Source organism: Pseudophaeobacter sp. EL27 (genome assembly GCF_900313025.1).
Taxonomy (GTDB): domain Bacteria; phylum Pseudomonadota; class Alphaproteobacteria; order Rhodobacterales; family Rhodobacteraceae; genus Pseudophaeobacter.
In genome coordinates this window covers 416,256-440,856 of record NZ_OMPQ01000009.1, presented here as the reverse complement: position 1 = coordinate 440,856, position 24,601 = coordinate 416,256, and the positions used below count along the sequence as shown (strand labels likewise).

The window sequence follows — 24,601 nt, the reverse complement described above, 5'->3', positions numbered from 1 at the left end:
GCTCCTGATCGGGCCCCAGAATTTACCCCTGAACGTCAGTCAGTGATACGCCGGCCTGCTCTAGTGCAGACCAGACCTTGGCATCACGCCCATAGACATCCCGGCGGAACTCGGCCCGGCCTTTGTTGGACACATATGCGGTTCGGTAGATAATGTGAACAGGCACCTGCTGTTCCAGGTCGACCTTGGTTTCCTTGCCAGATTTCAGGATCCGGTGGAAAAAGTCGATTGGATCTTCAGTTTGCTTGGCCAGCAGCGCATAGGCAAACTCAAAGGGTTGCGCTAAACGGATACAACCATGCGAGAATGCACGGACTTCACGTTTGAACAGGCTCTTTTGCGGCGTGTCATGCAGATAGATATTGTGCTTGTTCGGGAAGATGAACTTAACCAGACCCAGAGCGTTGCGAGTGCTGGGCGGCTGGCGCATGGCGAAGGGGAAGCTGCGGGCAGTGTACTGCGAGAAATCAACCGACCCCCGGTTGACCACCCGGCCCCGGCTATCGGTGATTTGAATGTGGCCAACCGCATTGGGGTTGTTGCGCAGCTTGGGCAGGTATTCCTTGGTGATGATTGAGCGCGGCACGTGCCAGCTCGGGTTGATCACCATATGCTCCATCACATCGGAAAACTCTGGCGAGCGGCGGTCATGCACGTTCTTGCCGATGACCGAACGGGTCTCAAAGGTGACATCGCCATTGTCGATGATCTTGGCGGTGAAATCAGTTTGGTTGACCAGAACATGACGCTCACCACGCTCCGGCGTCAGCCAGCGCTCTCGCTCCATGGCGACAATCACCGATTTCAGACGATCCCGGACAGGACGGTTGATCTCTTTCAGGGTGCCGCCACCGGCGACACCGTCCACTTCCAGCCCATGATCGGACTGAAAGCTCTCGACGGCACGTTCCATGACACGATCATAACTGGCGGTGGCGCTGCGCTCCATATAACCCAGAGCGATCAGGCGGTTTCGCAATGCAACAACGTTTTGACCAGTGTCACCGGGCTCCAGTTTCTTGCCAGGAACCGTTGGGCCCCAGCCACCAGCCGCCTGCAGCAGCTCCAGGCGCAGTTTTTCCCGCATCAAGGCGCGATACTGCGGCGAGGCCGGCACCAGGGTGCGCAGATAGGCAAAGGGCTGGTTGTCCCGCATGCCTGCCAGCACGGCTGCACCGTCGTGATCGCGACGTTTGCGCACCATGCCGCTGTCAATACTGGAGGGTTTCAGCAATCCGGTCTGCACCATGGCAGCATAGTTAACAAAGGCAGTGCTGAGCGCTGCCTCTACCTGGCCAAAATCACGCGCGGTGCGGGCGTTCCGCATCTGCTCTACCAAGCCCGCCGCAGTTCCGGATTGGTCCGGCAATCCGTGGGCTGAAGCCTCTTCCAGGGCACGCAGCAATGCCGCGCGGCGCAGGCTTGATGCCTGGTCATCCCCTGTCCAAAGGGCAGAATAGGTATTTTCGCGATAAAACTGCGCAACACCATCGTTAACCGAGGCGGTTTCAGCGACCGCTTGGCGAAAGGCCGTCGATTGCGCGGTCGCCATGGTCCCAAAACCAAAACCGCTCACGCTGCCCAAAGCAAGCGCAAAAAGCCCATATTTGAGACGTGCAGCAAGTCTCGGGGAGTTGATTTTGGTCATAATTTCTAGGTCCTCAACAGCGATGAACGATAACAATGATAGCAGCTCTATGAATTATTGATGAAAGACAATCCAGAATGTCCATTCACGTTTGTGAAACCAAGCTGTGACAGTGTGACTTTGATGCGATCCAGTCGCATATTTAGGAGTAATCGACGCTACTCTTAGGGGAAAAATTAACCACTCGTCCCCTTTTGCGCAGTTTTTTGCCGAAAATCCTCGGCAAATTGACCGCAGGCAAAACGGACCTTGGTTATTGATTCCCCTTGTGGCATACCGACCACAGGTAAAAGCGCAGTAGGTCCGTAACATCGGGCATAGGCAGGATTAAACACGTTCGGGATGGCGTAGTTAAGACATGGCAGAACTTACAAAGACGGGCATGACCCGGCGGGCACTTCTGGGTGCGTTTGCGGCAACAACTGTGGCAGCAGCTCCCACTTTCTCCAAGGCAGCAGGTTTCTTGCGTGGTGGGGGCGACATTCGCCGCATTCGCATGTTCTCGGGCCGCACTGGTGAACGTATCGACATGATCTACTGGATCGACGGCGACTACATCAAAGACGCAGTCAAAGAGGTCAACCACTTCATGCGCGACTGGCGGACTGATCAGGTCAAGTCCATGGATCTGCGGACCATCGACATCATGGCGGCATCGCACAACCTGTTGGATGTGAGTGAGCCCTATATGATGCTCTCCGGTTATCGCAGCCCTCAAACCAATGCGATGCTGCGCAGTCGCTCACGCGGGGTGGCAAAGAATTCGCTGCATATGCGTGGACAGGCCGCTGATCTGCGTCTGTCGTCTCGCTCGGTCAGCCAGATGGCAAATGCTGCAAAGGCCTGCCGTGCCGGCGGTGTTGGCAAATACCGCGGCTCGAATTTTGTCCATATGGACTGCGGTGTCGTGCGCAGCTGGAATGGCTGATACAGCCCTGTTTGGGCCAGTTTGAAAACTGGCCTATGACGGGTCCCCTCCAACGGTAAATTTTTCCGACGTCTGTGGTTTTCCCATTGCGGCTCAGTTTCTTGGCCGCTATACCGCCCCTACATTGGCACCTGTAGCTCAGCTGGATAGAGCGCTGCCCTCCGAAGGCAGAGGCCAGAGGTTCGAATCCTCTCAGGTGCGCCATTACTTCAATGACTTAGCCAGATGTGAGCCTCAGAGTTTCTGTTACACGTAACAAAAACTCCCAAATCTCAGTTGGATTCTATTGGTAAAGCCTCCTTCCTTCGTTAGACGTGTGAACCGAATTTTCGATGAGTTCAGTGGTCGCTGCTGATTTGTAGCCAAGCTTGTTTTGCTGCCGCGGCGAAAGCCTTCAATGAGCCCATTTTGACCAGGTTGTTGCGGAATGGCGAATGTCAGCGTCTATGGAACAGATCAAATATGTGCCAACTAATCGTTGACCTCCAATGCGGCCAACCATCCTCGACGTTCGTTCAATCAATCTGAACAATGCGAAACTGATCTCCGAGCCTCGAAAGTTCAAAGTACGCGATCTGTCGGCCATTTGGACTGACCGCTATCGGCGATTGAGGACGCCCAGATATGATCTTCTCCCAGGCAGGACCGGTACTCTTTTGCTTCAGCCGATACACACCACGGGTGAGATTTTTCACTGGGTACCCCCAGACATGCAGAAACACTTCACCGCCCATCACATATAGCTCTTCATGGCTATTGCAGCCGCAACCACAGGAAAAGCAGGTGTATCCGTTCTTGATCTCGAGGAGTGACTCACCCGGCATTTCGAAATCGGAAATCGGCTCCAGAGATGCCGTAAGCCAGAGAGCCTTGCGTCTACAATCAGGCCCGCTTTGTCCAGGTCCGCACGTGTTGTGAACGAACAGTGCCTGGTTAAGCCCTGAATCCCAAAGCAATTCGCCCCATCCCAGTCGCCGCCCGATTTCAAGCTGGCTTATGTAGCTCTCCGGGAAAACGTACCTTGTAGCTTGCTGGCCTGTCAGATGGATAAGGCCCGCAGGGTTTCGATCCAGAAACAAGTTGCCAGGGAACAACCGGGCATAGTTTCCGGTCGCGTGTTCTAGTTTTATGAGATTACCGCCGATATCAATGCTGCGCTTCTCTTGGTATGTCTGAGACCCCCTCAGAAAAGCATTTGTTTCATTTGCTTTGAGGTCAACTGTGCAGTCTGGTAAAGCAGGTTCGTCTAGCCATTCGTGTTCAACCGGATGGTCAAACTGGGGCACCCCATTTTCCCAGCTGACCACAGGAAGCCGGAGCTTTCTGGACAGCGTACTTGAAACTCCTCCACCAACATACCGCTCGACCCTCGATGTCGCAAACCAAAAGTTGGCGTCACTAATACAAAAGCCGCCGAAGCTGAATTCTTCTCCGTCAAGGGACAGCAACGTTTGTCTGTTCTTGCCGTCTTTCCTGATATAGAGCGTATTTCGCTCGCCAGTTAGCAGGGTGTTTTCGTCCAACCATGCCAGAGGCACTTCTACAGGAGATGTGGGTGTTCGTTTGTCTGTATAAAACAGACGCCACCAAACAAGGCCAAGAACTAAGAAAAAAGGAAAAGAAACAGTCCTCGCCGGGTATTCATTTCATCTCCTCTCGTGCTGTACGGTCCAGACTAAAGGAAAGAGCTTATTTCTGGAAGCGGACGTTGGCGCAACCGCAGTGAAAGCCCGCTTCGTCCGCAAAGCGGCCCACTACGAAATTTACTGCGCAAAGGACACCTCCAGAATTTCGGCCACAGTCGCCAGCCTGCCATTTGCACAGGCCCTGCCCCGCGCCTCGGCAATCAGGGCATCCGAGATCTGTCCTTCAGACTGCGGCACTGGCCCGGTGTAGCCAGCGCAGGGCTGCAGCAGATCGGGCGGCACTCTGGGTGGTGGCGTAACCGGCTCACTTTCCGGCCCGAAACAGCCGGTCAGCAGTAGCGGCAAGCAAAGGGGATAAAGGCGCATGGCGTCCCTCCATAGATTGCAGGTCATTGGAAAACGCCACCCAGCCGCGGGCCTCATCTGAAGCGCGCGCCAGATGGGCGCGGTGAATGCGAGCGGTCTCTGCGGCCCTAATCGGATGCGAGACCAGCGGTATTGCCCGCCGCGCCTTTGAAGCGCTTGCACATGATGTGTGGTCCTGCGATATCGAAGCTGCAGAAGATGGCTCAAACCACTATATCCGCTGCGATATCCGTGATGGCATCCTGCTCGAAGGCTGGGATCTGCTCGCGGTCATGCACCCGCCCTGCACACGCCTCTGCCGCTCCGGCCGTCGCTGGATGAGTGGCCCTGGAAAATGGACCCAACCCAAGAAGCTACCCAAAGGGAAAAGCCTTGAGGATATGCGGGCCGAGTTTGAACTGGGTATCGACATTTTCACGACTTGTTGGGCGGCACCTATTGAGTGTGTCGCTATCGAAAACCCGGAGATGAACGACCTCGCCAGGGATCGCATGCCTGCAGATCTGCCCAAGCCACATATGGTGCAACCGTTCTGGTTTGGCGAACCTGCTTACAAGAACACTGGCTGGTATCTCCGCGGCCTGCCCTCCCTAGCTAAAACCAACCGACTACCGGAACCAGAACACGGATCGGATGAGTAGAAGAAGTGGAACGCTATCCACCGAGCACCACCCGGGCCTGATCGCGTCCACCTACGCAGTCGGTCTTTTCCAGAGATGATGGCCGCCGCTGTAAATCAGTGGAGTCAATACATCGGAAGACCCTCGGTCAAGAAGGCCGCATAACTTAATGAATTCATGAGTTATATGTATTGGGTAAGTCGAAACGTAAAAGATCGGGCGCAGCACGCACACCCAATCTCTATGCCTGTGACAACAAGCTTTGTGGCACCCTAATAGGCGGACGACCCGCGTGCCTAACAACACCTCTAGCGTGCAAATTTGTTCAAAACCTTAACCCTGGAACCGAAATACACCAAAATCACAAACCCTTGATGGAGAGAACCATGATACCAGACCTTGCAACCTTGGATGAAGCGGCAAAGGAGCTGGGCATCCCGAAGGCAAGTCTACGTTCCGCTGCAGAAAGCCACGGCTTTCTCGTTAGGATGGGCCGCGAAATTCGCATCGACAGAAACGACTTCAAGCCACTGGTGAAAAAATACCAAAACCAAGCAAAGGCGCCCGCCTCCATAAATTCAAGCATCGCCCGTTCTGGTACATCCGCGACACCGGCCAGCCCGACCGGTCAACGGGCTGCACAAGCCGCCTCGAAGCTGAAAAAGCGCTCGCAGCCTACATCGCCACCAAAGGACGGGAAAGTTCTGCAAATGAGTCGGCCAACGTAACCTGTGGCGAAGTGCTGGCGGTCTATGCCGAAGAATACGCCCCAACAGTGGCCGCACCGGAGCGGATTGGCTACGCTTTAGATGCTCTGGTTCCCATCTGGTCCGAACTCAAACTGAGCCATGTGAAGGGCGAAACCTGTCGTCGATACGCAAAGACCCGCAAAAAGGTCATAGCTCGAGATCCTGAAACCAAAGAACCAACTGAGTTCGCCCCCCATATCACCGGGAACCGTGCGCTGAGAACTTGGAGTTCTGCTAAGAGCCATCAACTATGCCCACGCCGAAGGTTTCATCACATCTGCACCTGCCGTGACCCTGCCGGCCAAACCTGAACCAACAGAGCGCTGGTTGACCCGGGATGAGGCGGCACGGCTGCTATGGATCGCTTATCGCGGTCACAAGGCGAAGCATCTCGCCAAGTTCATCCTTATTGCCCTCTACACTGGTACCAGGAAGGACGCGATCTTGCGCATGGGGTTTGAGCCAAACACCGTGGGTGGCTGGTTCGATCTAGATCAGGGCATCATGTTCCGCCGCGGCGGCGGTGAGCGTCAGACGAAGAAGCGCCGAGCCCCTGCCCGAATACCTCGCCAGTTGGCAGCTCACCTACGTCGCTGGCGCGCGAGCGGCGCGAATTGGGCAGTTGAGTACCAGGGCGCTCGAGTGGGAGATTTGAAACGGGCATTCTCAAAGGCAGTACATGAGGCTGGTGTTTCTCCTTGCACACCCCACACTCTAAAGCATACCGCGATCACCTGGGCCCTCCAGAACGGAGCCAGTATCTGGGACGCGGTCGGCTTCTTTTCCACCAGCGCAGAGACCATCGAGAAGGTCTACGGCCATCACTCTCCCAGCTTCCAAGAAACCGCACTTAGAGCTATGGAGCGAAGGTTCGACTAGGCGAATTTCTCCTAGGGAGCCCAACAAACGTCAGTTTGGGTTGGCTTGTCACATTCGAAAAAATGAGTGCCGGATCTCTAGATTTCCAAGAACAGCATGCTTCAGGGGCGAAGTGCGCTGACTTTTTGTTGTGTTGACAGGTTGCGCGACAACTCTCACGGTAGTGGGATTGGTTTAGTTGTTTGGGGGAATGGGTATGAGAGAATGTGATTTGATCATGAAGGGCGGGACCACTTCAGGTGTCGTCTACCCGCAGGCCATCTACAGGATCGGCAAAGACTACCGACTTCGTTCAGTCGGAGGAACATCAGCTGGGGCGATTGCTGCAACGGTTGCAGCGGCAGCTGAGTACCGGCGGCAGACCTCCCCAGACCAAGACGATGAGACTGGGTTTGACCAAATTGCAGCACTTTCGGATGAACTTGGCGACAACCTTACCCGATATCTCCAACCATCAAAGGACCTCGCCCCCTTTTTTGAGGCCTTCATCGAATACCAGGAACTGAAGCAGAAAGAGAAAAAACCCTCTTGGTTTAAACTGATCAAAGTGATCTGGCCCAAATTGAAGTCTTATAGACGCAAGCCCCTGCGCAATGGCTCGCTGATAGCCGCCGGTGGCGTAGTGGCCGGCGTTGCTGGTGGCGGGATCGGTCTTGGGATCCTGGGTGTCGGAGCTGGACTAGCCTGGGGAGTGGTCCAATTGGTACTCTCCCTCATCAAAACAATTTCGGCACAGCTGAAGGCCAATGACTATGGCATGGTACCCGGCACAACACAGCCCGGCGTAGGAGATGGAAAAACTCAGGCCATCAGTGATTGGTTGGCAGACCGCGTCGATAAGATTGCGGGGCACTGGCAAGATAGCCCTCCAAAAACACCTCTTACGCTAGGAGATCTGCAAAAAGGTCGGGGCGACCAGGCGCCGGGCATCGCTCTTTCAACAATGACAACTGATCTTACGTCACGCCGACCATACTCCCTGCCTTTGAAAATGCCAGGATACTTTTTCAATCCTCATGAGTTCGAGAAAATCCTTCCCAAACGGGTGGTTGATTACATGGTGCAGGTAGGAAATGGTGGAAAATCAACAGGACCAGAGGGCAAGGAACTCTATCCGATGCCCTTGGGCGGAGATTTCCCAGTGGTCTTGATGGCGCGTATGTCACTCAGCTTTCCGATTTTGTTGCAAGCCGTGCCACTCTATCGGCAGGACAAGGCGAAGAACGGAGGGAAATCTTGGGTGCGCTGCCTCTTCTCTGATGGCGGCATTGCGTCCAATCTACCGGTCCATTTCTTCGATGCGTGGCTACCGCGCCGCCCAACATTTGCGATCTCCTTGGACAGTTTCGACAAGACGCGACATAGCGAAACCGAAGACCGAATTCATTTCGACCAGGGCATTCGTGATCGTTTGCACCTGCCTGTACAGCCTATCACTGGTCTCCTCGGTTTTTTGGCCTCAATTTTCAATACGGCCAAGGATTGGCAAGACAAGCTACAAGCCGAGGTTCCCGGGATGTATGAGCGTGTAGTCACTGTCAGGCTGGAGCCGCACCAAGGCGGCAGCAATATAGCCATGCCACCGGAGGTCATTAAGCAGCTGAAGGACTACGGAGCAGAAGCCGGGCGCAAGCTGGTTGACGAATTTGACTTTGACGAAAACCGCTGGCGCAGGGCGCTCTGTCTCCTACCGGAATTGGAAAAGGCGCTGCCGGGCATGCATGATGCGATCAAGACGCATCGAGCAGGACCAGAAAATTGGACGTATGAAGAGCTGGCTCGACTTCATCAATCGGACTTTTATCCTCCCAAAACGCCGAACTGGCCTGCAGAAGTCTTGGAGCCAGCCTTGGATGAGTTGGCGGATTTGGGAGAACGCATCGATGCCAAAGACGATGCTCAAATGGTATCCGGTGGTGTGACACCAGACTATGATGCTGGGCTGCGACTTGTTGCATCTCCTGATCTTTCACCAGGTGGAAATGCAGCTGGTGGAACTGGAGTCTAGGCATGCGCTATGGTTGCGGGACTTCTGGTTCGGAGATTATACCGAGGCCAAGCATCCTTGAGGAGTAGTTACTCAAGGATGAGGGGCACTCTAACGACAATATCTCCATTTGATATATTGGGAACGAACTCGAAAATCCGATGGCTATATGGATAGCTTATAGTTGTCGCAGTGATTTACTTTAATTTAGGTACAGGTACACGATGTCGGAGAGCAAGCCTTATCATTCGAACGCTACATTTTGGCTAACATACTGTCTAATTCTAACCGCCACGGCTTGGTTCGTGGGATCAAGTTTTGTCGGTATGAATGCCATCATAGATGGCATCGAAAATGAAAACTCAAAACGTTCAGTAGAAACACTACAGCACATCTATAAATCGGGTCAGGTTGATCACAATCTTCTAGCATGGATTTCTCTTGAGTACGATGCTTTAGAAAATAGGCAGTCGAGAGCAGACTCTCTCTTGGCAACGCGCACTTGGCTACGATTCATGAACGCTGCCTTTGGGTCAATTTTGGTAATGAGTGGGGCAATTTTCATCCTTTCTAGGGTGCGTGTGGGAAAGGCAGAAGTCGAAGCTACGACCGCCGATTTCAAGATTGCGATTGCGTCTTCTTCCCCGGGGATCTTCATGCTTTTTGTAGGTGCATTTATGGTATGCGCTCCCCTATTTACGTCCCAACGCATCATTGTGGAAGATGGAGCAGCATACCCGGCGTTTTACCAACCCACCACGAGGATCCAGCCAACTTTCATAAGTAGACAAGAACCACTGGACACATCGTCAAATGTTATTGGTCTCTCTGCAGAGGATCGCAACGAAATGTGTGAAGCCTACAAAAGTGAAGGCATAGAAAACCACGTATACTGCAATGAATCCTGAAAGGAGATATGAGAATGTTCCGGATGAGTTTTTCAACGATCTTGTTTTCTGGCTTAGCGCTAAATGTTGCGTTGGTCACCACTGCTTCCGCGGAAAGTATCTGTATGGAGTTCAAAAGCACGCCTGAACGGGTGGCGTGTAAAATTGGTTACCGAAGTGGGAAGTCAGGAGTCGCTGACATGCAAGCGTACATGTCAGAGATCGCATCGAACTCCTTTGCTTCAAATGGCGGAATCGTGATCGTTCCTACCAAGGCACCGGGCAGTTCCGCTGGATATGAAGTTTTGGGAATTCCGGGTTCATCAGGCCTGGATTTCAAAGAAAATCCAATCTTGAAGCAAATCCTGAAAGAAACAGCGTTTGAGGCCTACGTTCAAGGGTTGGAAAACGCGGCTGCGCTTGATCTTCACCGGGATTCAGTCGTTGGCAACCCTGTCAGATTTCATGTCGAGAATTCTGGCGTAACAGACATAGGTATTTTGGTAGGTGAAGTCTGGATGCCTGCGAACAAAGTTGCGGCACAAAACAATGGAATTAGCTATTTTGGCGCTTCAGAATAGTTAGATACTGATCGAAGCAACTTAGTAGTTTTTGATCGCCTCACCTAAGGTAAAATGCCTCGCTTCTTATTCGTTACAGTTTATCCAGCTTGAGTTTTTGAAACATCGGAACGGCCGCGGGCCAATTTTTCCTTTGTTATACTAACATGGCCCAACCTTCCTGTCTGCGACTTGGGTCGCCTCGCCAGGCCAGATCCAAAAGGTATTGTCTGGCCTTAAGGCGCAGGGGGATGCAGCTCAGAACGAAACCAAAGCCTCGGGCCGCCGCAAACGCCGATCATCGGTCGCGCGCTACTTCACGCCACGGGCTGGCGGGCGGATGACACCGGGCATCTATGAACGCAAGGGGCGCAAAGCTCCGAGTAAGATCTTTGCATTCACTGACAAGGCCCCCACCTATCAAAAGGCTTTCAAGTTCTACCCGAAAATGAACGCCGCAGCGGGTCGCCGTTTTCCCCGGCATTTCTACCGTGCCCTAGCCAAGGCCTTTGCCACCCGCCGCCGATAGGCGCTCTCAAAACGATCACGGGTCCTTCTGCCGCCTCGCAACGTGGGTATATTCGCACCCCGTTGTTTTGGCGGTGGACCGTTTCAGAAGAGTGACTGTTTGGGTTGGAGGTGTTGTAGTGCGAAGGACCAATCCTGTTCAGGGAATTTTCGAGGTAATTGGGTTTTGAGTTCTTAGCCCATCACAATTCTTGACAAAACCTGTAAGGAAAAATATGGATCCGTCTCATACCTTTTCATCGAAGCAAGGTGTTGTGGAGTGTCCCTCCTCTTCAACGCCCAGCCATACCACACAATAGCTGCGTAGGATTGCTCCTGTCACAGCTCGTTGGAGCAGTCTGGTGCATCTTAGCTTCGTCTCAAGACCTTCGGTTCTTTCGACTTTTAGATCTTCGAGTTTTCTAATCCGGTTTCTTCACCTGGGTCTGTTTGCTGTTGTTTTGGCACTCGCGTCTGCCCCCAAAGATGCCAAGTCTCAAGCTTTTCCTGTTGTGATTGAACACCAATTTGGAGAGACGACAGTTCAAGCCGGGCCAAGTCGCATTGTTTCTCTCAGCTTTATTGGCCACGATTTCTTGTTGTCTCTGGGCAAGCCGCCACATGCCCTGCGCAAATGGTTCGGCCCTCATCCCTACGGCGTCTGGCCCTGGGCCGCTGACGCACTGGGTGAGGCGAGGCCGATCGTCATGCAGGGCGAAATCGATATCGAGGCCATCGCGGCCATGCAGCCGGACCTGATTGTCGGTCAGTGGTCGGGCATGACGAGGCGTGAATATCAGCTCTTGTCCCGCATTGCCCCAACCGTACCGCCACAAGCCCAATATGGCGACTATGGAACCCCCTGGCAGGAGATGCTGCGGACCCTGGGGCGCGCCACCGGACGCCTGGATCAGGCTGAAGAAATCATCGCCAGAATTGACGCGCGTTTCCATGGGATTCGCCAGGCCCATCCGGAGTGGCAAGGGGCCAGTTCCGTCATGGTCTGGGCAGGTCAGAACGGGGCCTATTCCGCCCGCGATATCCGTGGCCAGTTTATCGAAGCCCTGGGCTTCAAGGTGCCGGATGCCATCAACACCAAGGCCTCTTTCAACAATTACTACGTGCTGATCCCACCAGAAGACCTGTCCCCAATCGATGTTGACGCTCTCATTTGGCTGGATGCGGGCGGCTCTGTCAGTCGGCTCGAACGAATGCCGCTACGCCCGACCCTGCGCGCCTATGGTGAGGGCCGCGAGATCTATGCTGATGTGCTGCTCTCGGCGGCGCTGTCCCATTCCAGCCCTCTAAGCCTGAACTATGCGTTGGATCGCTTGGTGCCCCTGCTGGAGGCCGCCATGGATGGTGACCCGGCCAGCGCTGTTACCAGCACCGCCGAGGCAGGCCTGCTGCCAGAAGGGTTTTGACATGACGATCCTCGAAACCATATCCCCGCTCTCATACCGCCGCGCCTCGGCCCGTCAGATCTGGCTGCCGACGATTCTGTTATGCTTACTCTTGCTGTCGGCCCTGTCGCTGCGTTTTGGCCTGCGCCCGATCAGCTGGTACAGCATCTGGGAGTCCTTTGTGGCCTATGATGCCACCAAGGCTGATCATCTGGTCATTCAGGGCATGCGGCTGCCTAGGCTGATGGCCGCCTGGCTGGCGGGGGGCGCTCTGGCCAGTTCCGGCGCGCTGATCCAGAGCCTGACCCGAAACCCGCTGGCGGATCCCGGACTGCTGGGCATCAATGGCGGGGCCTCGCTGGGGGTGATCCTCTGTATCTTCCTGCTGGGCATTTCCGACCCGGCCTCCTTTGTCTGGGTTGCCATGGGCGGCGGGCTGATCAGCACGGTTCTGGTGTTCTTCCTGGGCGGCGCAGGTCGGGGCACACCATTGCGACTGATCCTGGCAGGTGCGGCCCTCAGCGCGCTGTTCCTGGCGCTTGGGCGCAGCCTCTTGCTGATCAGCCAACGCAGCCTGGATGTCTATCGCTTTTGGGTGCTGGGCGGCTTGGACGGTATTGAAATGCCAACGCTTGCAGCCTTGCTGCCTTTCTTTGCCTTGGGCGCGGCGCTTGCCGCAGTTTCTTCCTTCAACCTGAACGCCATGATGCTGGGCGAGGACACCGCCCGAAGCCTGGGCCTGCGTGTTGGGCTGGCACGCGGACTTGCCCTCTGTGCCATAGTCTGTCTCTGCGGTGCTACAGTGTCTATGGCCGGCCCCATCGCTTTTGTGGGTCTGATCGTTCCCCATATGGCGCGGCGCCTTTCCGGCGCAGATATGCGCTGGTGCCTGTTGTTTTCCGCTCTTTTGGGGGCCGGGCTGATGATCCTGGCAGATCTCACCGGGCGTTTGCCAGTCTTTGGCGGCAATATTCAGGCGGGGGTTATGGCCGCCCTGATTGGAGGGCCCGCACTTGTCTGGCTGATCCGCCGCAATGGGAGCACTGCGCTATGAGCTGGAGTCTGCGCCTGCCCTTCCTGTCCCAGTCCTTCTCACCGCGTGCTGTTGCTGTCGGCTTTGGCCTCTTGCTGCTGGTCACCTTGGGCACGGTTCTGGCCCTGCGCCTTGGCGGCTATGCTTTTTCTGACACCAGCTGGCTCAGCGTGCTGCTGGGAGCGGGTTCAGAGATTGAAAGAATGATCCTGATGGATCACCGCCTGCCACGGATCCTGACAGCCCTTGGCGCCGGGGCCTGTTTTGGCCTGTCAGGGGCGATGTTTCAAACCATGATGCGCAACCCGCTGGCCTCTCCGGATGTCATTGGCTTTAACGCTGGCGCCAGTTGCGGCGCACTGATTGCAATCATTCTGACCGGCGGCAATGTGCTCTTGGGAGCCTTGGTCGGTGCGCTGTTTACAGCCATTCTGGTTGTAGGTTTGGCCTGGAAGAACGGGCTGCAACCCCAACGCCTAGTGCTGATTGGGCTTGGCATAGGCTTTGCCCTCGCCGCTCTAGCTGATCTGCTGCTGAGCCGGACCGACGCCAGAACCGCCGCAGATATGGCCGAGTGGCTGATTGGCACGCTGAACGCACGCGATTGGCAGGATGTCCGAGTGGTCTGGTCCGGGTTGCTCCTTTTGGCTCCGGCGATCTTCTGGATCCATTTCCCCTTGGCCCGGCTTGGCCTGTCGGATGACCTAAGCAGCAGCCTGGGCCTGCGGCTATCGCCGCTGCGCCTGGGACTCACCGGTCTGGGCATTCTGCTGGCCGCTTTTGCCGTCTGCACCGCCGGCCCCCTGCCCTTTGTGGCCTTTGCTGCCGGACCAATTGCGCGCGCCCTGGTGCCCAATGGCAGGCCAGCCCTGCTGGGAGCAGCCGTGATCGGCGCCCTGCTGGTGCTGGCAGCGGATACGGCCTCTCGCATGGTTCCCAGCATTCAACTGCCCGCGGGCGTCTTTACCGCCCTGATCGGTGGCCCGGTGATGATCTGGCTGCTGATGGTTCAATTTCGCAAAGGAAAGCTCTGAATGAATGCCCCTGCCCGCCTGCACGCCAACTCCCTGTCGGTTGCCTTTGCCAAAACCCCGATCCTGCAAGAGCTGAGTGCCGATATTCCGGATGGCAAGATCACCGTCATTGTCGGGCCCAATGCCTGCGGAAAATCCACCTTTCTCAGATCCCTGGCGCGGCTGCAAAAACCCGACAGCGGCGAGGTCCTGCTGGATGGCAAGAGCATCCACAAGCAAGCCAACCGCTCGGTTGCGCAACGTCTGGCCATCCTGCCGCAATCGCCGAGCGCCCCCGAAGGGCTGACGGTTCGGGATCTGGTGACGCGCGGCCGCACGCCCCATCAATCAGCACTGCGACAATGGTCCCATCAGGATGCCGAAGCCGTGGGCCGGGCGCTGGACCTGACTGGCATGGCACCTCATGCCAACCGCCCACTCGAGGCCCTGTCTGGTGGTCAGCGGCAACGCGCCTGGATCGCTATGGCCCTGGCGCAGGACACCGAGATCCTGCTGCTGGATGAGCCGACAACCTACCTGGATCTGCCGCATCAGATCGAGCTTCTGTCCCTGATCCAGGCGCTTAACCAGCAAAGCAATCAGACCGTGGCCATGGTGCTCCATGACATCAATCTGGCCGCGCGCTTTGCCGATCACATCATCGCTCTGCGCGCGGGCGCTATCTTCACCAAGGGCAGCCCCGACGAGGTCGTCACCCGAAACAATATGGAACAGGTCTTTGATCTCAAATGTCAGATCATTTCCGACCCGGTGCACGGCACCCCACATGTCATCCCCGAATAGGATCGTAGCATGACAATAAACCCAAGTTTCCCAATTGATGCCACAGCCCTGCTGACGGGCCTGTCCTATACAGCCATGCGGCAGGTGATGCTGCACCAGGCCCAGGAGCACAAGCTGCAGGTGGTGGAAGACAGCGAGCGCGCTGTCAGCATCGAAGTGCCCTCCTTTGGGCAATACCGCTTTGAACCCGCAGAAGATGGTATCCGCATTCGTATTTCAGCGGCGCTGCCGGACCGTCTGTTCATGCTCAAGGACAGCTTTAGCGAAACCCTGTCTCACCTGCTGCCCGAAGCGGCAAAGGATCTGCGCTGGTCGGATAGCGCAACCCTGCCCAACCGCCCGCCAAATCTGCACTTTACCCGGGTCGTCTCTATCACCCCGGTGGGAACCGCCTTTCTCCGGGTGCGCATCAAGGCCGATGATCTGAGCAGTTTTCAGGATGACGCCATCCACTTCCGCCTGCTCTTGCCCGCCGCCGATTGCACCGAACCGGAATGGCCCAGCCTTGCGGAAAATGGCGCCACGGTCTGGCCCAAAGGGGAAAAGGCGCTGCATCGCCCGGCCTATACCACCCGTTGGATCGACCGGGAGGCGGGGTTGATGGATTTTGACGTCTTCCTGCATGACGGGGGCCGTGTAACCAACTGGGCATGGGGCGCCAGCACTGGCGATCTGCTGGTCATCGCAGGGCCCGGCGGCGGCGGCATTCCAGAGAGTTCCAAGATCTGCATCTTTGCCGATGAAACCGCCTTTCCAGCAGTGGCGCGCATTCTCGAAACCCTACCTGCCAATAGCGAGGGCCAAGTGACCCTTGTCGCCGCCCAGGGCGCGGATTGCGGCTACCCCATCACTGCTCCTGCAGGCATCGCGCTCACCTGGCTCACCCGCGAAGAGGCCCAGGATCTGCCGCAACAGGCTTTGGCGGCGCATCAGGAATACCCGGATCACTTCCTGTGGCTGGCCAGCGAAAAGTTAGATGTGACGCCCGTGCGTGAAGCCCTGAAGGTCGACAAACCAGCCCCCGGAACCAGCTACCTCGCCGCCTATTGGAGCAAGCCATGACCCCGTACATCTCTCTCTCAGCTGCCTTGTTGTTGGCCACTGCCTCCTACGGTGCGGCGCAAGAAACGGCTCAGGCCCCTGCCTCTTCAGCCCCCGTCCTTGCCGCGCCCACTGTGGACAGCACAGGCAGTGGGCTGGCGACCCAGCCTATGTCACCAACTGATTTGACTGCGGCGCGCCCGACCCTGTCCACCCCTGTCGAAGGCACCGCAGCAGAGGTCACCGCGCCAATGGCAGCGCCTGCGACACCTGCTGCCGAAGCGACGGCCAGCAACAGTCCGACCACAGCCGTGCCAGTCTCCCCCTCTCCCGTCTCGCCAGAGGTTTCAGACCCAGCCGCCGCGCCTGCCGAATTAAGCGGTGAAACCGCGCCGAGTGTCGCTGTTGAACTCCCCGCCCTGGAGCCGCTCAGCCGACAGGAAGAAATGTTGCTGCTGGCTGAGGAAACCTCTGGCAAGGCGATGAAATTCCTGCGCGATGGCGGCCCTTCGATCTGGGCTATCGCGGCGCTTTCGGTGATCACCCTGGCGCTGATCCTTTGGAAGATCTGGCGATTGGCCCTGATCGGCGCCTGGTCCCGTGGCAAGGCCAGCAAGGCGGTTCTGGCCTATGAAGCCGGCAATCCTGCGGCGGCTCTGGCCATTGTTAAGGGCCGGATGGGCATTCGTTCCAAGGTGGTCAGCGCCGGATTGACTGCCCTGCGCCAACTCCCTGAGGATCGCGCCCGGGAAGAAACTGCAAGGATTGCCAAAAAACACCTGGCACGGGCAGGCACCGGGCTGGGCGCGCTGGAGCTGATTGCGACAATTGCACCACTGCTGGGTCTGTTGGGCACGGTTCTGGGCATGATCGCCGCCTTTCAGGCGCTGCAACAGGCGGGCTCCAAGGCCGATCCTGCGCTGCTGGCCGGGGGTATCTGGGAAGCGCTGTTGACCACGGCCGCTGGCATGGCCGTGGCCATCCCGGCCTCGGCAGCCCTTACCTGGTTTGAATCCGTCATCACCCGAATCCGTCAGGATATTGAAGACAGTGCCACCCGATTGTTTGTCGCCGAGGCGCCGCAAGACCTCCCCATGGCGGCCGAGTAAGGCGATGCAGTTCACCGAAGCCAGGCGCCCCAGGCGCAAACCCAGCCTGACGCCGATGATCGATGTGGTTTTTTTGCTGCTGGTCTTCTTTATGCTGGCCTCGCGCTTTGGCAGCGATGCTGTTCTGGAGCTGCCCCTTGCCGGGCGCGGCGGTGAATACACCGGGCCGCCACGGCTGGTGGGGATTGGGGCGGGCAATCTGGATCTGAACGGCGTTCCCGTTGCCGACAGTCACCTGCCACAGGCGCTTGCGCCGCTGATGTCCTCGCCCGAGGATATCCTCATCCTGCGCGGCCGCGATGGGGCGGATCTGCAACGTATCATCGATGTAACAACCCTGCTGCGCGACGCCGGGCTGGTCAATGTCGTGCTGGTGGAGTGAGACACGCAATGGACCTTTCCCCTCCTGTGAAACGCCCGCGTGCGGAATCCATCGTGCCGATGATCAATGTGGTGTTTCTGCTGCTGATCTTCTTTCTGATGACCTCGCATCTGGCGCAGCCCGAACCCTTTGAGGTCACGCCACCCGGTGCCAATCTTGAGGCGGAGGCCGAAGCTGAACCAGTGCTCTACATAGATGCCAAAGGCAGGATGCATTTTGACGGCATCGAAGGTGAGGCCGCGCTGGAGCTGCTGGCACGCGCAAGCGCCGATGCTCCGGTGGTACTGCTGCGCGCGGATGCCAAGCTGGAAGCCACTACTCTGGCTGGCATTCTGAAAAAGCTGGCTACTGCAGGGCTTGCCCGCGCCGAACTGGTGGTGAGCCCGCAATGAAACGCACCGCAGAAGTCACCCTGTTTGCTGGCCTGGCCGCGCTTATTCATGTCAGCCTTTTTGCCTCAGCCACGGAAACTGGCGTGCAGTCCAGCGGTGCCGGGGGGGAGGCTATGGTTTCGATCGAAGCCGCCAGTGCCACGGTTGCCGAAATGGTCAAAGCCTGGGAGCGCCCGCCGCCGCGTCCACAGATGGAAAACCCGGAGCTGGAACAGCCCCTGGCACCAACAGAGGCGCCGCAGATGCCAGAGTTTGAACTGGCCGATGCGCCGCGTGCCGCTGTGCTTGTGGCCTTAAAGGAGCCGGTGGAGGCGGATGTGGTGGAGATTGACCAGTCAACGCCGCCGCCCCCGCCGCCACCTGAACCTGAACCAAAGCCGGAACCAAAACCCAGGCCCAAACCAGCCCCTAAACCAGTCGAGACGCCGCCAACGGCGCAGACCTCCAATCAGACCTCTGCTGGCCGTGCAGAACAACGTGCTGCCGGATCTGGTGGTGGGGCTCAGGCGGGGGCAGCGGGCGGTGCCAGCACGGCGACCATCTCGGCTGGGCAAAGGGCCAAACTTCAGTCGATCTGGGGGGCAAAAATCCGCTCCCGGATTGAGCGACGCAAACGCTATCCTGCAGGGGCACGCGGTTCTGGCCGGGTTGTCCTGCGCATTACGGTGGCGGCCAGCGGCGCGCTGGTCAACTACCGGGTCGCCAAATCCTCAGGCGTTGCTGCCTTTGATCAGGCCGCGCTAAAGGCGGTCTCCCGTGCCGGAAAATTCCCCAAAGCCCCCAAAGGTATTGGCGCTTCTCAATTTACCTTCAACCTGCCCATGAGTTTTTCCAAATAGCGAGCCCAACCCGACGTTCACCCTGGCGAAATTACAGAAAGAAAAAGGCCCCGTGCGAGATAGCGCGGGGCCTTCGTTTATTAAGGCAGGAGGTGCGTATGAACCGGCGGCCAGCCCATTCGCACGCACGCCACGCTTAGAACTTGGAGGTCAGAGTCAGGGCAACATTTCTGCCTTCGCCAAAGTAGCAGGCACCGGACTGGCAGGTACTGATGTAGCGTTCATCTGTGAGGTTACGCACGTTCAGCGCTACCAGCCAGTTGTCCCGGCCATAGGACACCGCCGCATCATAAAGCGTATAGGATGGCGTCAAATAGGTGCTGGCACCGCCCCAGGCTTCGCCGTTGTAACGCATGCCAGCGCCCAGCTTCCAACCAGCCATGGCCCCATCAAGCGGTTCGTAATTCACCCAAAACGAGGCCGCATTTTTTGGGACCTGGGCGATGTAATCCCCCTCGGCATCCTCGGTATCGAGATAGGTATAGGCAAAATTGACCGAGACATCGCCAAAGCGGTGGAAGGCCTCAAGCTCAAAGCCCTTGGCCCGGGCCTCTCCGGTTTGCACCTGAAAGCCGGGATTGGCGGCATCTGCAACTGTCAGATTGGATTTGGTCAGATCAAAGGCCGCAACCGTCAGCAGTGTATCTGTGCCAACGGGTTGATACTTCAGACCCAGCTCGAACTGCTCTCCCTCGGTTGGCTCAAATGGGGTTCCATTGACATCGGCGCCAATGGCATCTTGGCGGAAACTTTGGGCATAGCTGAGGTAAGGGGCCAAACCACTGTCAAAGCGATAGAGCACCGCTGCGTTTCCGGTCCAGGCGCTGTCCTGTGCGGCCACCGTTGTGGCGCCAAAGCTGCCATTGCTGGTGCCGGTTTCAATATCGCCATATCGCAGGCCTAGATCCACAAAGAGCCGATCCTGAAAAACTGCGCGCTGCTGCACGTAGACGCCCCATTCAGTGATTGTATTGCCTGCCGTATCGGTCACCGTGATTGGGTTGAACCCGCCATAGGTTGGGTTGAACGGATCAATCGGCGCGACCTGGGCCCCATAGCCGGTATCGCTGTCATAGTAGCCCTGGGTATAGCTGGCCCCGATGATGGTCCGCATATCAAAGCCACCCAGGCCATATTCAGCTGTGGCGTAGCTGTCCAGGCCCCAGGTCTTCAGCTCATTTTCAGCCCGGTAAAACGTCCGGTTGATGGTGCCATCCGGATTGTAGCGCCCGGTCCCAAAGTTATCAAAAGCCCACCAGGCGTGCTGGTACAGGGACTCACCCTCCAGATAGCGCGCACTGGCATTCATGCTCCAGGTCGCATTGAAGCGGTGCTTGAACATCGCGGTGATCGCGCGCTGCTCGGTGTTATAGGTGTCAAAACCCGGCTCACCGATAAAGGTATCACTGTCCAGATATGTCCCGGTGCCAAAGCCGGTTGCCGGCAGTAATGTCCCATAGATCGAGCCAAACTGGATCAGTGGGCTGCCATCGTTCTTCTGATAGTTGGCCAGCACGGTCAGCTCGGTATCTTCACTGGGCCGCCAGGTGATCGAAGGCGCCAGGGCAATGGCATCATCCTGGGAGAAATCAACTGAATCCTTGGAGTCCCGCAGCAATCCAACAAGGCGATAGCGCAACGTGCCTGCCGCGTTCAGATCGCCGCTGACATCCCCGGCGATTTGCATGCGATCATTGGAGCCCGCCTGAACCTGCACCATGTTATCGGCATCCTGCGCCGCTGTTTTTGAGGTGGTATTGACCACCCCGCCAACAGAACCGCTGCCATAAAGCCCAGAGGCCGGACCTTTGAGAACCTCAACACTGTTCAGCATAAAGGTCTCGGGTCGGGTATCGTTGTAAAACCCATAGCGCGAGGGCAGCCCGTCGTGCAGCGTCGAGGGGGAAAAGCCACGGATCAGAGACCAATCCGAGCGGGCATCCTGGCCCCACTGGCCACCAACAATCCCGGCCGAGTACTGCAGAACCTGGTCCACGCTTTGCGCCCCACGCTCAGCCATCTGCTGTGCGGTGATCACGCTGATGGAGCGAGGCGTTTCCAGAATGCTATCGCCAGTCTTGGACACTGTTCCGGTGTCGAGTGCGACGCTCTTGCCAAAATAGGCTTCCTCGGTCTCGCCCGAGACATTGATTTCTTGAAGGTCAACAACCTGGGCCATAAGAGGCGTTCCCGCCATCAAAGCCCAAATCGAAACGGTCGTTCGGTGTAAAAGCATATCCCATCTCCGCCTATGCTGCGGTTATTGTTTTTGCCTGACGGAGAGCTGGGTATTGCTGCGCTAAGAACTCCGGTGGGGGAGGTCAAGAGTGACGAGGGCGGCGCGCTGTTCTGTTGCTGATTTGTCATATTTCATCGCGGCTTACCGGCAACTGCGACGGCAAGTTTTCCTGAGATTACCCCTGAAACTCCCCCAGGGAACAATCACGATAGGCTCATAAGATCCTGCAATAGGGACTGCCGCCACAGGGCCGGGTCATGACCGCCACTGCGGATAGAAACCGCAGCCTCCGCGCCCCTTTTTTGCAGGTGTTTTGCAACCTGTTCGGACGCCGCAACCAAGTCGGGGCGCCCAAACAGACCGCTACGCTCATAACAGCCAACAGAAAACCGGGTGCGCAGGAGCCGCAGATCGATAGCAGCCATCAACTCTGCAAAGCCCGGCCACCAGAAAGACCCCGACAGCGCGATCACCTGCTGAAACCTCTCTGGAAAAAGCAAAGCCGTATGTAGCGCCGCCAGACCGCCCAGACTGGCCCCAGCGATCTGCGTTTGCACAGGAGCAAATCTGCGACTCAGAACCTGTTCGACCCGCGGCAGCAGTTCACAGGAGAGCGCGCGGGCAAAGGCAGGATTGCCCCCCAGCTCCTGCGCCCGGTTTGCTCCGTGGCCTGCCCCAACATAGACCACACTTGTGGCAGGGATTTGACCAGAAATCTGTGCAGCTGCCAGTACTTCTGGCAGCTGCAAGACCTGTTCACATCTCTCCCCGTCCAGCAGGACCAACAACCGCTGCGGGTCAGGACGTGTCAAACTGGGTGGCGGCGCCTGGATGTAGATGTCACGGGGGACGTTCAAAAGGCGACTATGAAAAGCAAAGTGATGGCTGTGCCCCAGATCGTTCACCAGTGGCTGCATTGCAGGATGTGCCCCCCGCTCGCGCTGTAAGTCGATGGTGCTAAAGGCCTCCTGATGTCCCTGCCAAGCGCCGGACAGGGTATCGGGGTTCAAGGGGTCGGGCCTCAGGCTTCGGCGAACAGCGGCGCGAAACGCATCCTGCGTTTTGGTCTGAGACGGCGGGATCTGCGCAAAACGATAAGCCAGCGCCAGATCCCGGGGCACCCAGATCGTACGAAACCAAATGTTACTGCGTTCGATCTGCCAAAGCGGCAGATGATCAGCGCTTGGCCCGCCGATCAGCCAGGGGTGGCTTTGGTCATCGCCTCGCCACAAAAAGGTCAGACAAAGCCGCCCCTGCGGATCCGGCTCTTGTTCTTCCATAACCGGGCAGGACAACTGCGATATGTCCTGCCAGAATAACACCCCGCTCTGCCGATCTTTCTTCTGTGAGACATGGCCTCTGAGCCAGGCACTTGGAAGCGGCTCTGCCTCGGGCCAGATCCATGCAGGACGTACGTTTTCCATCGCGGTACGGAATCTCTGAAAAGGAACGCAGGAGGCCAGCTAAGTAAGACTTGCCAAAGAAAAAGCGGCCCCGGAACATCCGGGGCCGTTGATTGTCATGTCACGCCTGTGGCCTAGAATGCCAGCCGGGCCGTGACCGCAAGCGAGCGCCCAGGTTCGCCATAGGCCAGCACCCGACTATTGTCGCTGCCCTGTGTCGCCCGCGAGATATAGTAGCTGTCGAACAGATTGTTGATCTCGGCACGCACCGTAAACCCCTGAAAACGAACGAGTTTATACTCGGCAAACAAATTGACCACCTCATAGCCCGGCAGTGTGGTATTGGCGAGATCCAGCGACAGGGCCGCCTCGGCGGTGCCGCCGACTCTCCAATCGGTTGCCACGTCAAAGGCCCCCTGGATGGCCAGGATATGCCCCATGGGCTGGGCTGCATAATAGTTGGTGGTGTTGGAGATCTGGCCATCCTCGGTCACGTCGGCATAGGTATAGGTGCCGCGCAGATAGCCTGATGCAAAGTTATAGCCAAGCGAGGCATCAACACCTTCGGTGACGATATTGCTCGAAGTCGCCTGATCGGCGCTGTTGCGTGTGCGGATATTCTCGGCATCGGTGCGGAACAGAGCAAAGCTCGCATCCCAGTTTCCAGTATTCACCTGCAGGCCAATACGCATATTTTCGGTCTCTTGCGCCTGCATGCCTGCGTAATTCACCCAGGGGTAGGAGTAGTTGATGATCGCGGTTTCGCCAAGCTCATAGCCGCCCCAGACCTGCGAATAGGCAGCCTCAAGCGTCACTGCTTCGCTCAGCGCATAGCTGCCTGAGATATTGTAGGAGAAGCCGTCATCCGAAAGCTTGGTCCCGTCCCAGCCGGTGAAGTCCTGATGATCCGCCCGCAGGCCATAGGACAGGGAAAAGGCATCGGAAAGGTCAGACCGCATCTGGGCAAAGATGCCAATATTGCTGGTTTTCTCGGTGTAGGGACCAAAGGAACCCCCGATCAATGCCGGATCAGTGTAGCGGCCCTGAACCGCCCCACCAGTGCCTGTCTGTTCAAAAAAGTCGATCCCAGCGGTTAGGCTGTGATTGCCAAACAGGAATTCATTCTGGATCTTACCGTTCCAGGTTTCAACCTCGCCGCCCCACAAAGGCCGGGTGTAGCTCGGGTCGACCGGGTCACCCTGATCGAGCAAGCTGGAGGAAAAGCCGAGGTGGAATTCAGGGGAGAACCCGCCAGTGGCGTTTTCATTCTTGAGCGTCAGGCTGTAGTTGCTCTGTTCGACCTCTGTGTCAAACAGCGGAAACACCACCGCGGTGAGGTCGCCAAAGTTTGGCCGCGCCTGCCGCCAGCCAGTGTCCTGGCTTCCAGATCCAGAGAACTCCAGCCGGTAACCATTCTCCCACTGGTAGGCGATCTTCCCCAAGAAAGAGGTCAGATCTGCGGCGGACCCGCGATAGGTCGTGCCCGCGCCGTCCTCATAATCATCGCCTGTCGCCTTAGATCCATAAAGAATATATTCAAAGGCGCCCTGGCGACCAAACAGAGTGAGGTCGCGACGGAAAGTGGAACTGTTGCTGTCATAGGACAGGCTGGCCACCCCGCCGAAATTGTCGCCCTCCTGCAGCAGATCCGCCGCATCCTTGGTCTCGTAAGAGATCGAGCCCGCATTGGCCCGAGGCCCATCATCGGCGGCAACAACACCGGGTTTGATGGTGGCAGCTTTGAACAGGGCCGGATCATACATGCCGGTGGTGGCATGGTGGAACACACCATCGCCTTGCAGGGTGCCATCAACGGTGACATTCATCATCGAGCTGGACAGCCCGTTGACAAAGGTCTTGTTACCGGTGGGAATGACCGAGCTCATCACCGAGGCTTCACCGGCAAACAGATCTGACATCTCGCGAGGGGCAAGATCCTCAAGTGTTTCGCCGGAGAGCACTACAGTGCCGTGCTCGTTTTCAACTTCACCGCTGACATTGATGGGGTCCAGCAGAATCTCTTCAGCCGTGACCATTCCGGGCACCAGGGCAGTACTCATCAGCAGAAATAGGGAGAGTTTTTTAGTGGCCATTTTCGCCTCCTAAAGGATGGGATCAATGGCTGGGTCCCGGCATGCATTCGAAGCAGGGGGTGGCTGGCACAAG

General features: G+C 57.1%; 23 protein-coding genes and 1 tRNA gene. 18 read left to right on the top strand and 6 right to left on the bottom strand.

Annotation, left to right across the window (positions count from 1 at the left end; translation table 11 throughout):
* Nucleotides 1-22: 22 nt before the first annotated feature.
* The gene (locus ED661_RS09820) at nucleotides 23-1,648 is read right to left on the bottom strand and encodes a murein L,D-transpeptidase (protein ID WP_122073723.1); all 1,626 of its coding nucleotides are present in this window, start codon (nucleotides 1,646-1,648) and stop codon (nucleotides 23-25) included.
* 358 nt (nucleotides 1,649-2,006) lie between these two features.
* Here ED661_RS09820 and ED661_RS09815 point away from each other — a divergent pair, with 358 nt between their 5' ends.
* Together ED661_RS09815 and ED661_RS09810 are read left to right on the top strand one after the other, a co-directional pair.
* A complete protein-coding gene (locus ED661_RS09815) occupies nucleotides 2,007-2,576 on the top strand; it encodes a DUF882 domain-containing protein (RefSeq protein ID WP_122073722.1) in 570 nt (189 codons plus the stop codon).
* 127 nt (nucleotides 2,577-2,703) lie between these two features.
* Nucleotides 2,704-2,780 (top strand) — tRNA-Arg (locus tag ED661_RS09810).
* Nucleotides 2,781-3,091: 311 nt separating this feature from the next.
* On the opposite strand, the gene ED661_RS09805 is transcribed toward ED661_RS09810, so the two are convergent.
* Nucleotides 3,092-4,099 (bottom strand): hypothetical protein, encoded by a 1,008-nt coding sequence (locus ED661_RS09805; protein ID WP_122073721.1) that lies wholly within the window; start codon nucleotides 4,097-4,099, stop codon nucleotides 3,092-3,094.
* Between the two features lie 240 nt (nucleotides 4,100-4,339).
* Nucleotides 4,340-4,588, bottom strand: coding sequence for a hypothetical protein (locus ED661_RS09795; protein ID WP_122073719.1), 249 nt, complete (start codon nucleotides 4,586-4,588; stop codon nucleotides 4,340-4,342).
* Between the two features lie 86 nt (nucleotides 4,589-4,674).
* Between ED661_RS09795 and ED661_RS09790 the strand changes: the two genes are divergently transcribed.
* The 16 genes from ED661_RS09790 to ED661_RS09715 all read left to right on the top strand — a co-directional run bounded on the left by ED661_RS09790 (nucleotide 4,675) and on the right by ED661_RS09715 (nucleotide 18,793).
* The gene (locus ED661_RS09790; RefSeq protein ID WP_254054810.1) at nucleotides 4,675-5,229 is read left to right on the top strand and encodes a hypothetical protein; all 555 of its coding nucleotides are present in this window, start codon (nucleotides 4,675-4,677) and stop codon (nucleotides 5,227-5,229) included.
* 365 nt (nucleotides 5,230-5,594) lie between these two features.
* The gene (locus tag ED661_RS09785; RefSeq protein ID WP_122073718.1) at nucleotides 5,595-5,936 is read left to right on the top strand and encodes a hypothetical protein; all 342 of its coding nucleotides are present in this window, start codon (nucleotides 5,595-5,597) and stop codon (nucleotides 5,934-5,936) included.
* 309 nt (nucleotides 5,937-6,245) lie between these two features.
* Entirely contained in the window at nucleotides 6,246-6,836 is a 591-nt protein-coding gene (locus tag ED661_RS09780) for a tyrosine-type recombinase/integrase (protein WP_162930099.1), read from the top strand.
* A 196-nt stretch (nucleotides 6,837-7,032) separates the two neighbouring features.
* A complete protein-coding gene (locus tag ED661_RS09775) occupies nucleotides 7,033-8,844 on the top strand; it encodes a patatin-like phospholipase family protein (protein WP_162930098.1) in 1,812 nt (603 codons plus the stop codon).
* 305 nt (nucleotides 8,845-9,149) lie between these two features.
* A complete protein-coding gene (locus ED661_RS09770; protein ID WP_122073715.1) occupies nucleotides 9,150-9,731 on the top strand; it encodes a hypothetical protein in 582 nt (193 codons plus the stop codon).
* A gap of 14 nt (nucleotides 9,732-9,745) precedes the next feature.
* Nucleotides 9,746-10,291: a hypothetical protein gene (locus ED661_RS09765; RefSeq protein WP_162930097.1), complete on the top strand. Its 546-nt coding sequence runs from the start codon at nucleotides 9,746-9,748 to the stop codon at nucleotides 10,289-10,291.
* Between the two features lie 205 nt (nucleotides 10,292-10,496).
* Entirely contained in the window at nucleotides 10,497-10,799 is a 303-nt protein-coding gene (locus ED661_RS09760) for a hypothetical protein (protein ID WP_122073713.1), read from the top strand.
* Between the two features lie 577 nt (nucleotides 10,800-11,376).
* Nucleotides 11,377-12,201, top strand: a complete 825-nt coding sequence (locus ED661_RS09755; protein ID WP_254054809.1) for an ABC transporter substrate-binding protein — start codon at nucleotides 11,377-11,379, stop codon at nucleotides 12,199-12,201.
* 1 nt (nucleotide 12,202) lies between these two features.
* Nucleotides 12,203-13,234, top strand: coding sequence for an iron ABC transporter permease (locus ED661_RS09750; protein ID WP_122073712.1), 1,032 nt, complete (start codon nucleotides 12,203-12,205; stop codon nucleotides 13,232-13,234).
* Nucleotides 13,231-14,247, top strand: coding sequence for an iron chelate uptake ABC transporter family permease subunit (locus ED661_RS09745; RefSeq protein WP_122073711.1), 1,017 nt, complete (start codon nucleotides 13,231-13,233; stop codon nucleotides 14,245-14,247). Before ED661_RS09750 ends, ED661_RS09745 begins: the two co-directional genes overlap by 4 nt.
* A complete protein-coding gene (locus ED661_RS09740) occupies nucleotides 14,248-15,030 on the top strand; it encodes an ABC transporter ATP-binding protein (protein ID WP_122073710.1) in 783 nt (260 codons plus the stop codon).
* A 9-nt stretch (nucleotides 15,031-15,039) separates the two neighbouring features.
* Entirely contained in the window at nucleotides 15,040-16,092 is a 1,053-nt protein-coding gene (locus tag ED661_RS09735; protein ID WP_122073709.1) for a siderophore-interacting protein, read from the top strand.
* Nucleotides 16,089-17,180: a MotA/TolQ/ExbB proton channel family protein gene (locus tag ED661_RS09730; RefSeq protein WP_122073708.1), complete on the top strand. Its 1,092-nt coding sequence runs from the start codon at nucleotides 16,089-16,091 to the stop codon at nucleotides 17,178-17,180. Before ED661_RS09735 ends, ED661_RS09730 begins: the two co-directional genes overlap by 4 nt.
* A gap of 4 nt (nucleotides 17,181-17,184) precedes the next feature.
* Complete coding sequence (locus ED661_RS09725; RefSeq protein ID WP_122073707.1) at nucleotides 17,185-17,562, top strand: biopolymer transporter ExbD; 378 nt, start codon at nucleotides 17,185-17,187, stop codon at nucleotides 17,560-17,562.
* Between the two features lie 8 nt (nucleotides 17,563-17,570).
* On the top strand, nucleotides 17,571-17,954 hold the full coding sequence (locus ED661_RS09720) for a biopolymer transporter ExbD (protein WP_122073706.1): 384 nt from the start codon (nucleotides 17,571-17,573) through the stop codon (nucleotides 17,952-17,954).
* Nucleotides 17,951-18,793, top strand: coding sequence for an energy transducer TonB (locus ED661_RS09715; RefSeq protein WP_122073705.1), 843 nt, complete (start codon nucleotides 17,951-17,953; stop codon nucleotides 18,791-18,793). The genes ED661_RS09720 and ED661_RS09715 overlap by 4 nt, the downstream gene beginning before the upstream one ends.
* Nucleotides 18,794-18,929: 136 nt before the next feature.
* On the opposite strand, the gene ED661_RS09710 is transcribed toward ED661_RS09715, so the two are convergent.
* The 3 genes from ED661_RS09710 to ED661_RS09700 form a co-directional block, all read right to left on the bottom strand.
* Nucleotides 18,930-20,972, bottom strand: a complete 2,043-nt coding sequence (locus ED661_RS09710; RefSeq protein WP_122073704.1) for a TonB-dependent siderophore receptor — start codon at nucleotides 20,970-20,972, stop codon at nucleotides 18,930-18,932.
* Nucleotides 20,973-21,235: 263 nt separating this feature from the next.
* Nucleotides 21,236-22,456: an alpha/beta hydrolase-fold protein gene (locus ED661_RS09705; protein WP_122073703.1), complete on the bottom strand. Its 1,221-nt coding sequence runs from the start codon at nucleotides 22,454-22,456 to the stop codon at nucleotides 21,236-21,238.
* A gap of 113 nt (nucleotides 22,457-22,569) precedes the next feature.
* The gene (locus ED661_RS09700) at nucleotides 22,570-24,528 is read right to left on the bottom strand and encodes a TonB-dependent receptor domain-containing protein (RefSeq protein WP_254054808.1); all 1,959 of its coding nucleotides are present in this window, start codon (nucleotides 24,526-24,528) and stop codon (nucleotides 22,570-22,572) included.
* Nucleotides 24,529-24,601: the final 73 nt, after the last annotated feature.

Bases quoted from the DNA above. Each gene is read 5' to 3' on its own strand.
- ED661_RS09820 (WP_122073723.1), bottom strand. From the start codon at position 1,648: ATGACCAAAATCAACTCCCCGAGACTTGCTGCACGTCTCAAATATGGG.
- ED661_RS09815 (WP_122073722.1), top strand. From the start codon at position 2,007: ATGGCAGAACTTACAAAGACGGGCATGACCCGGCGGGCACTTCTGGGT.
- ED661_RS09795 (WP_122073719.1), bottom strand. From the start codon at position 4,588: ATGCGCCTTTATCCCCTTTGCTTGCCGCTACTGCTGACCGGCTGTTTC.
- ED661_RS09790 (WP_254054810.1), top strand. From the start codon at position 4,675: ATGCGAGCGGTCTCTGCGGCCCTAATCGGATGCGAGACCAGCGGTATT.
- ED661_RS09785 (WP_122073718.1), top strand. From the start codon at position 5,595: ATGATACCAGACCTTGCAACCTTGGATGAAGCGGCAAAGGAGCTGGGC.
- ED661_RS09775 (WP_162930098.1), top strand. From the start codon at position 7,033: ATGAGAGAATGTGATTTGATCATGAAGGGCGGGACCACTTCAGGTGTC.
- ED661_RS09770 (WP_122073715.1), top strand. From the start codon at position 9,150: ATGAATGCCATCATAGATGGCATCGAAAATGAAAACTCAAAACGTTCA.
- ED661_RS09765 (WP_162930097.1), top strand. From the start codon at position 9,746: ATGTTCCGGATGAGTTTTTCAACGATCTTGTTTTCTGGCTTAGCGCTA.
- ED661_RS09750 (WP_122073712.1), top strand. From the start codon at position 12,203: ATGACGATCCTCGAAACCATATCCCCGCTCTCATACCGCCGCGCCTCG.
- ED661_RS09745 (WP_122073711.1), top strand. From the start codon at position 13,231: ATGAGCTGGAGTCTGCGCCTGCCCTTCCTGTCCCAGTCCTTCTCACCG.
- ED661_RS09740 (WP_122073710.1), top strand. From the start codon at position 14,248: ATGAATGCCCCTGCCCGCCTGCACGCCAACTCCCTGTCGGTTGCCTTT.
- ED661_RS09735 (WP_122073709.1), top strand. From the start codon at position 15,040: ATGACAATAAACCCAAGTTTCCCAATTGATGCCACAGCCCTGCTGACG.
- ED661_RS09730 (WP_122073708.1), top strand. From the start codon at position 16,089: ATGACCCCGTACATCTCTCTCTCAGCTGCCTTGTTGTTGGCCACTGCC.
- ED661_RS09725 (WP_122073707.1), top strand. From the start codon at position 17,185: ATGCAGTTCACCGAAGCCAGGCGCCCCAGGCGCAAACCCAGCCTGACG.
- ED661_RS09720 (WP_122073706.1), top strand. From the start codon at position 17,571: ATGGACCTTTCCCCTCCTGTGAAACGCCCGCGTGCGGAATCCATCGTG.
- ED661_RS09715 (WP_122073705.1), top strand. From the start codon at position 17,951: ATGAAACGCACCGCAGAAGTCACCCTGTTTGCTGGCCTGGCCGCGCTT.
- ED661_RS09710 (WP_122073704.1), bottom strand. From the start codon at position 20,972: ATGGCCCAGGTTGTTGACCTTCAAGAAATCAATGTCTCGGGCGAGACC.
- ED661_RS09705 (WP_122073703.1), bottom strand. From the start codon at position 22,456: ATGGAAAACGTACGTCCTGCATGGATCTGGCCCGAGGCAGAGCCGCTT.
- ED661_RS09700 (WP_254054808.1), bottom strand. From the start codon at position 24,528: ATGGCCACTAAAAAACTCTCCCTATTTCTGCTGATGAGTACTGCCCTG.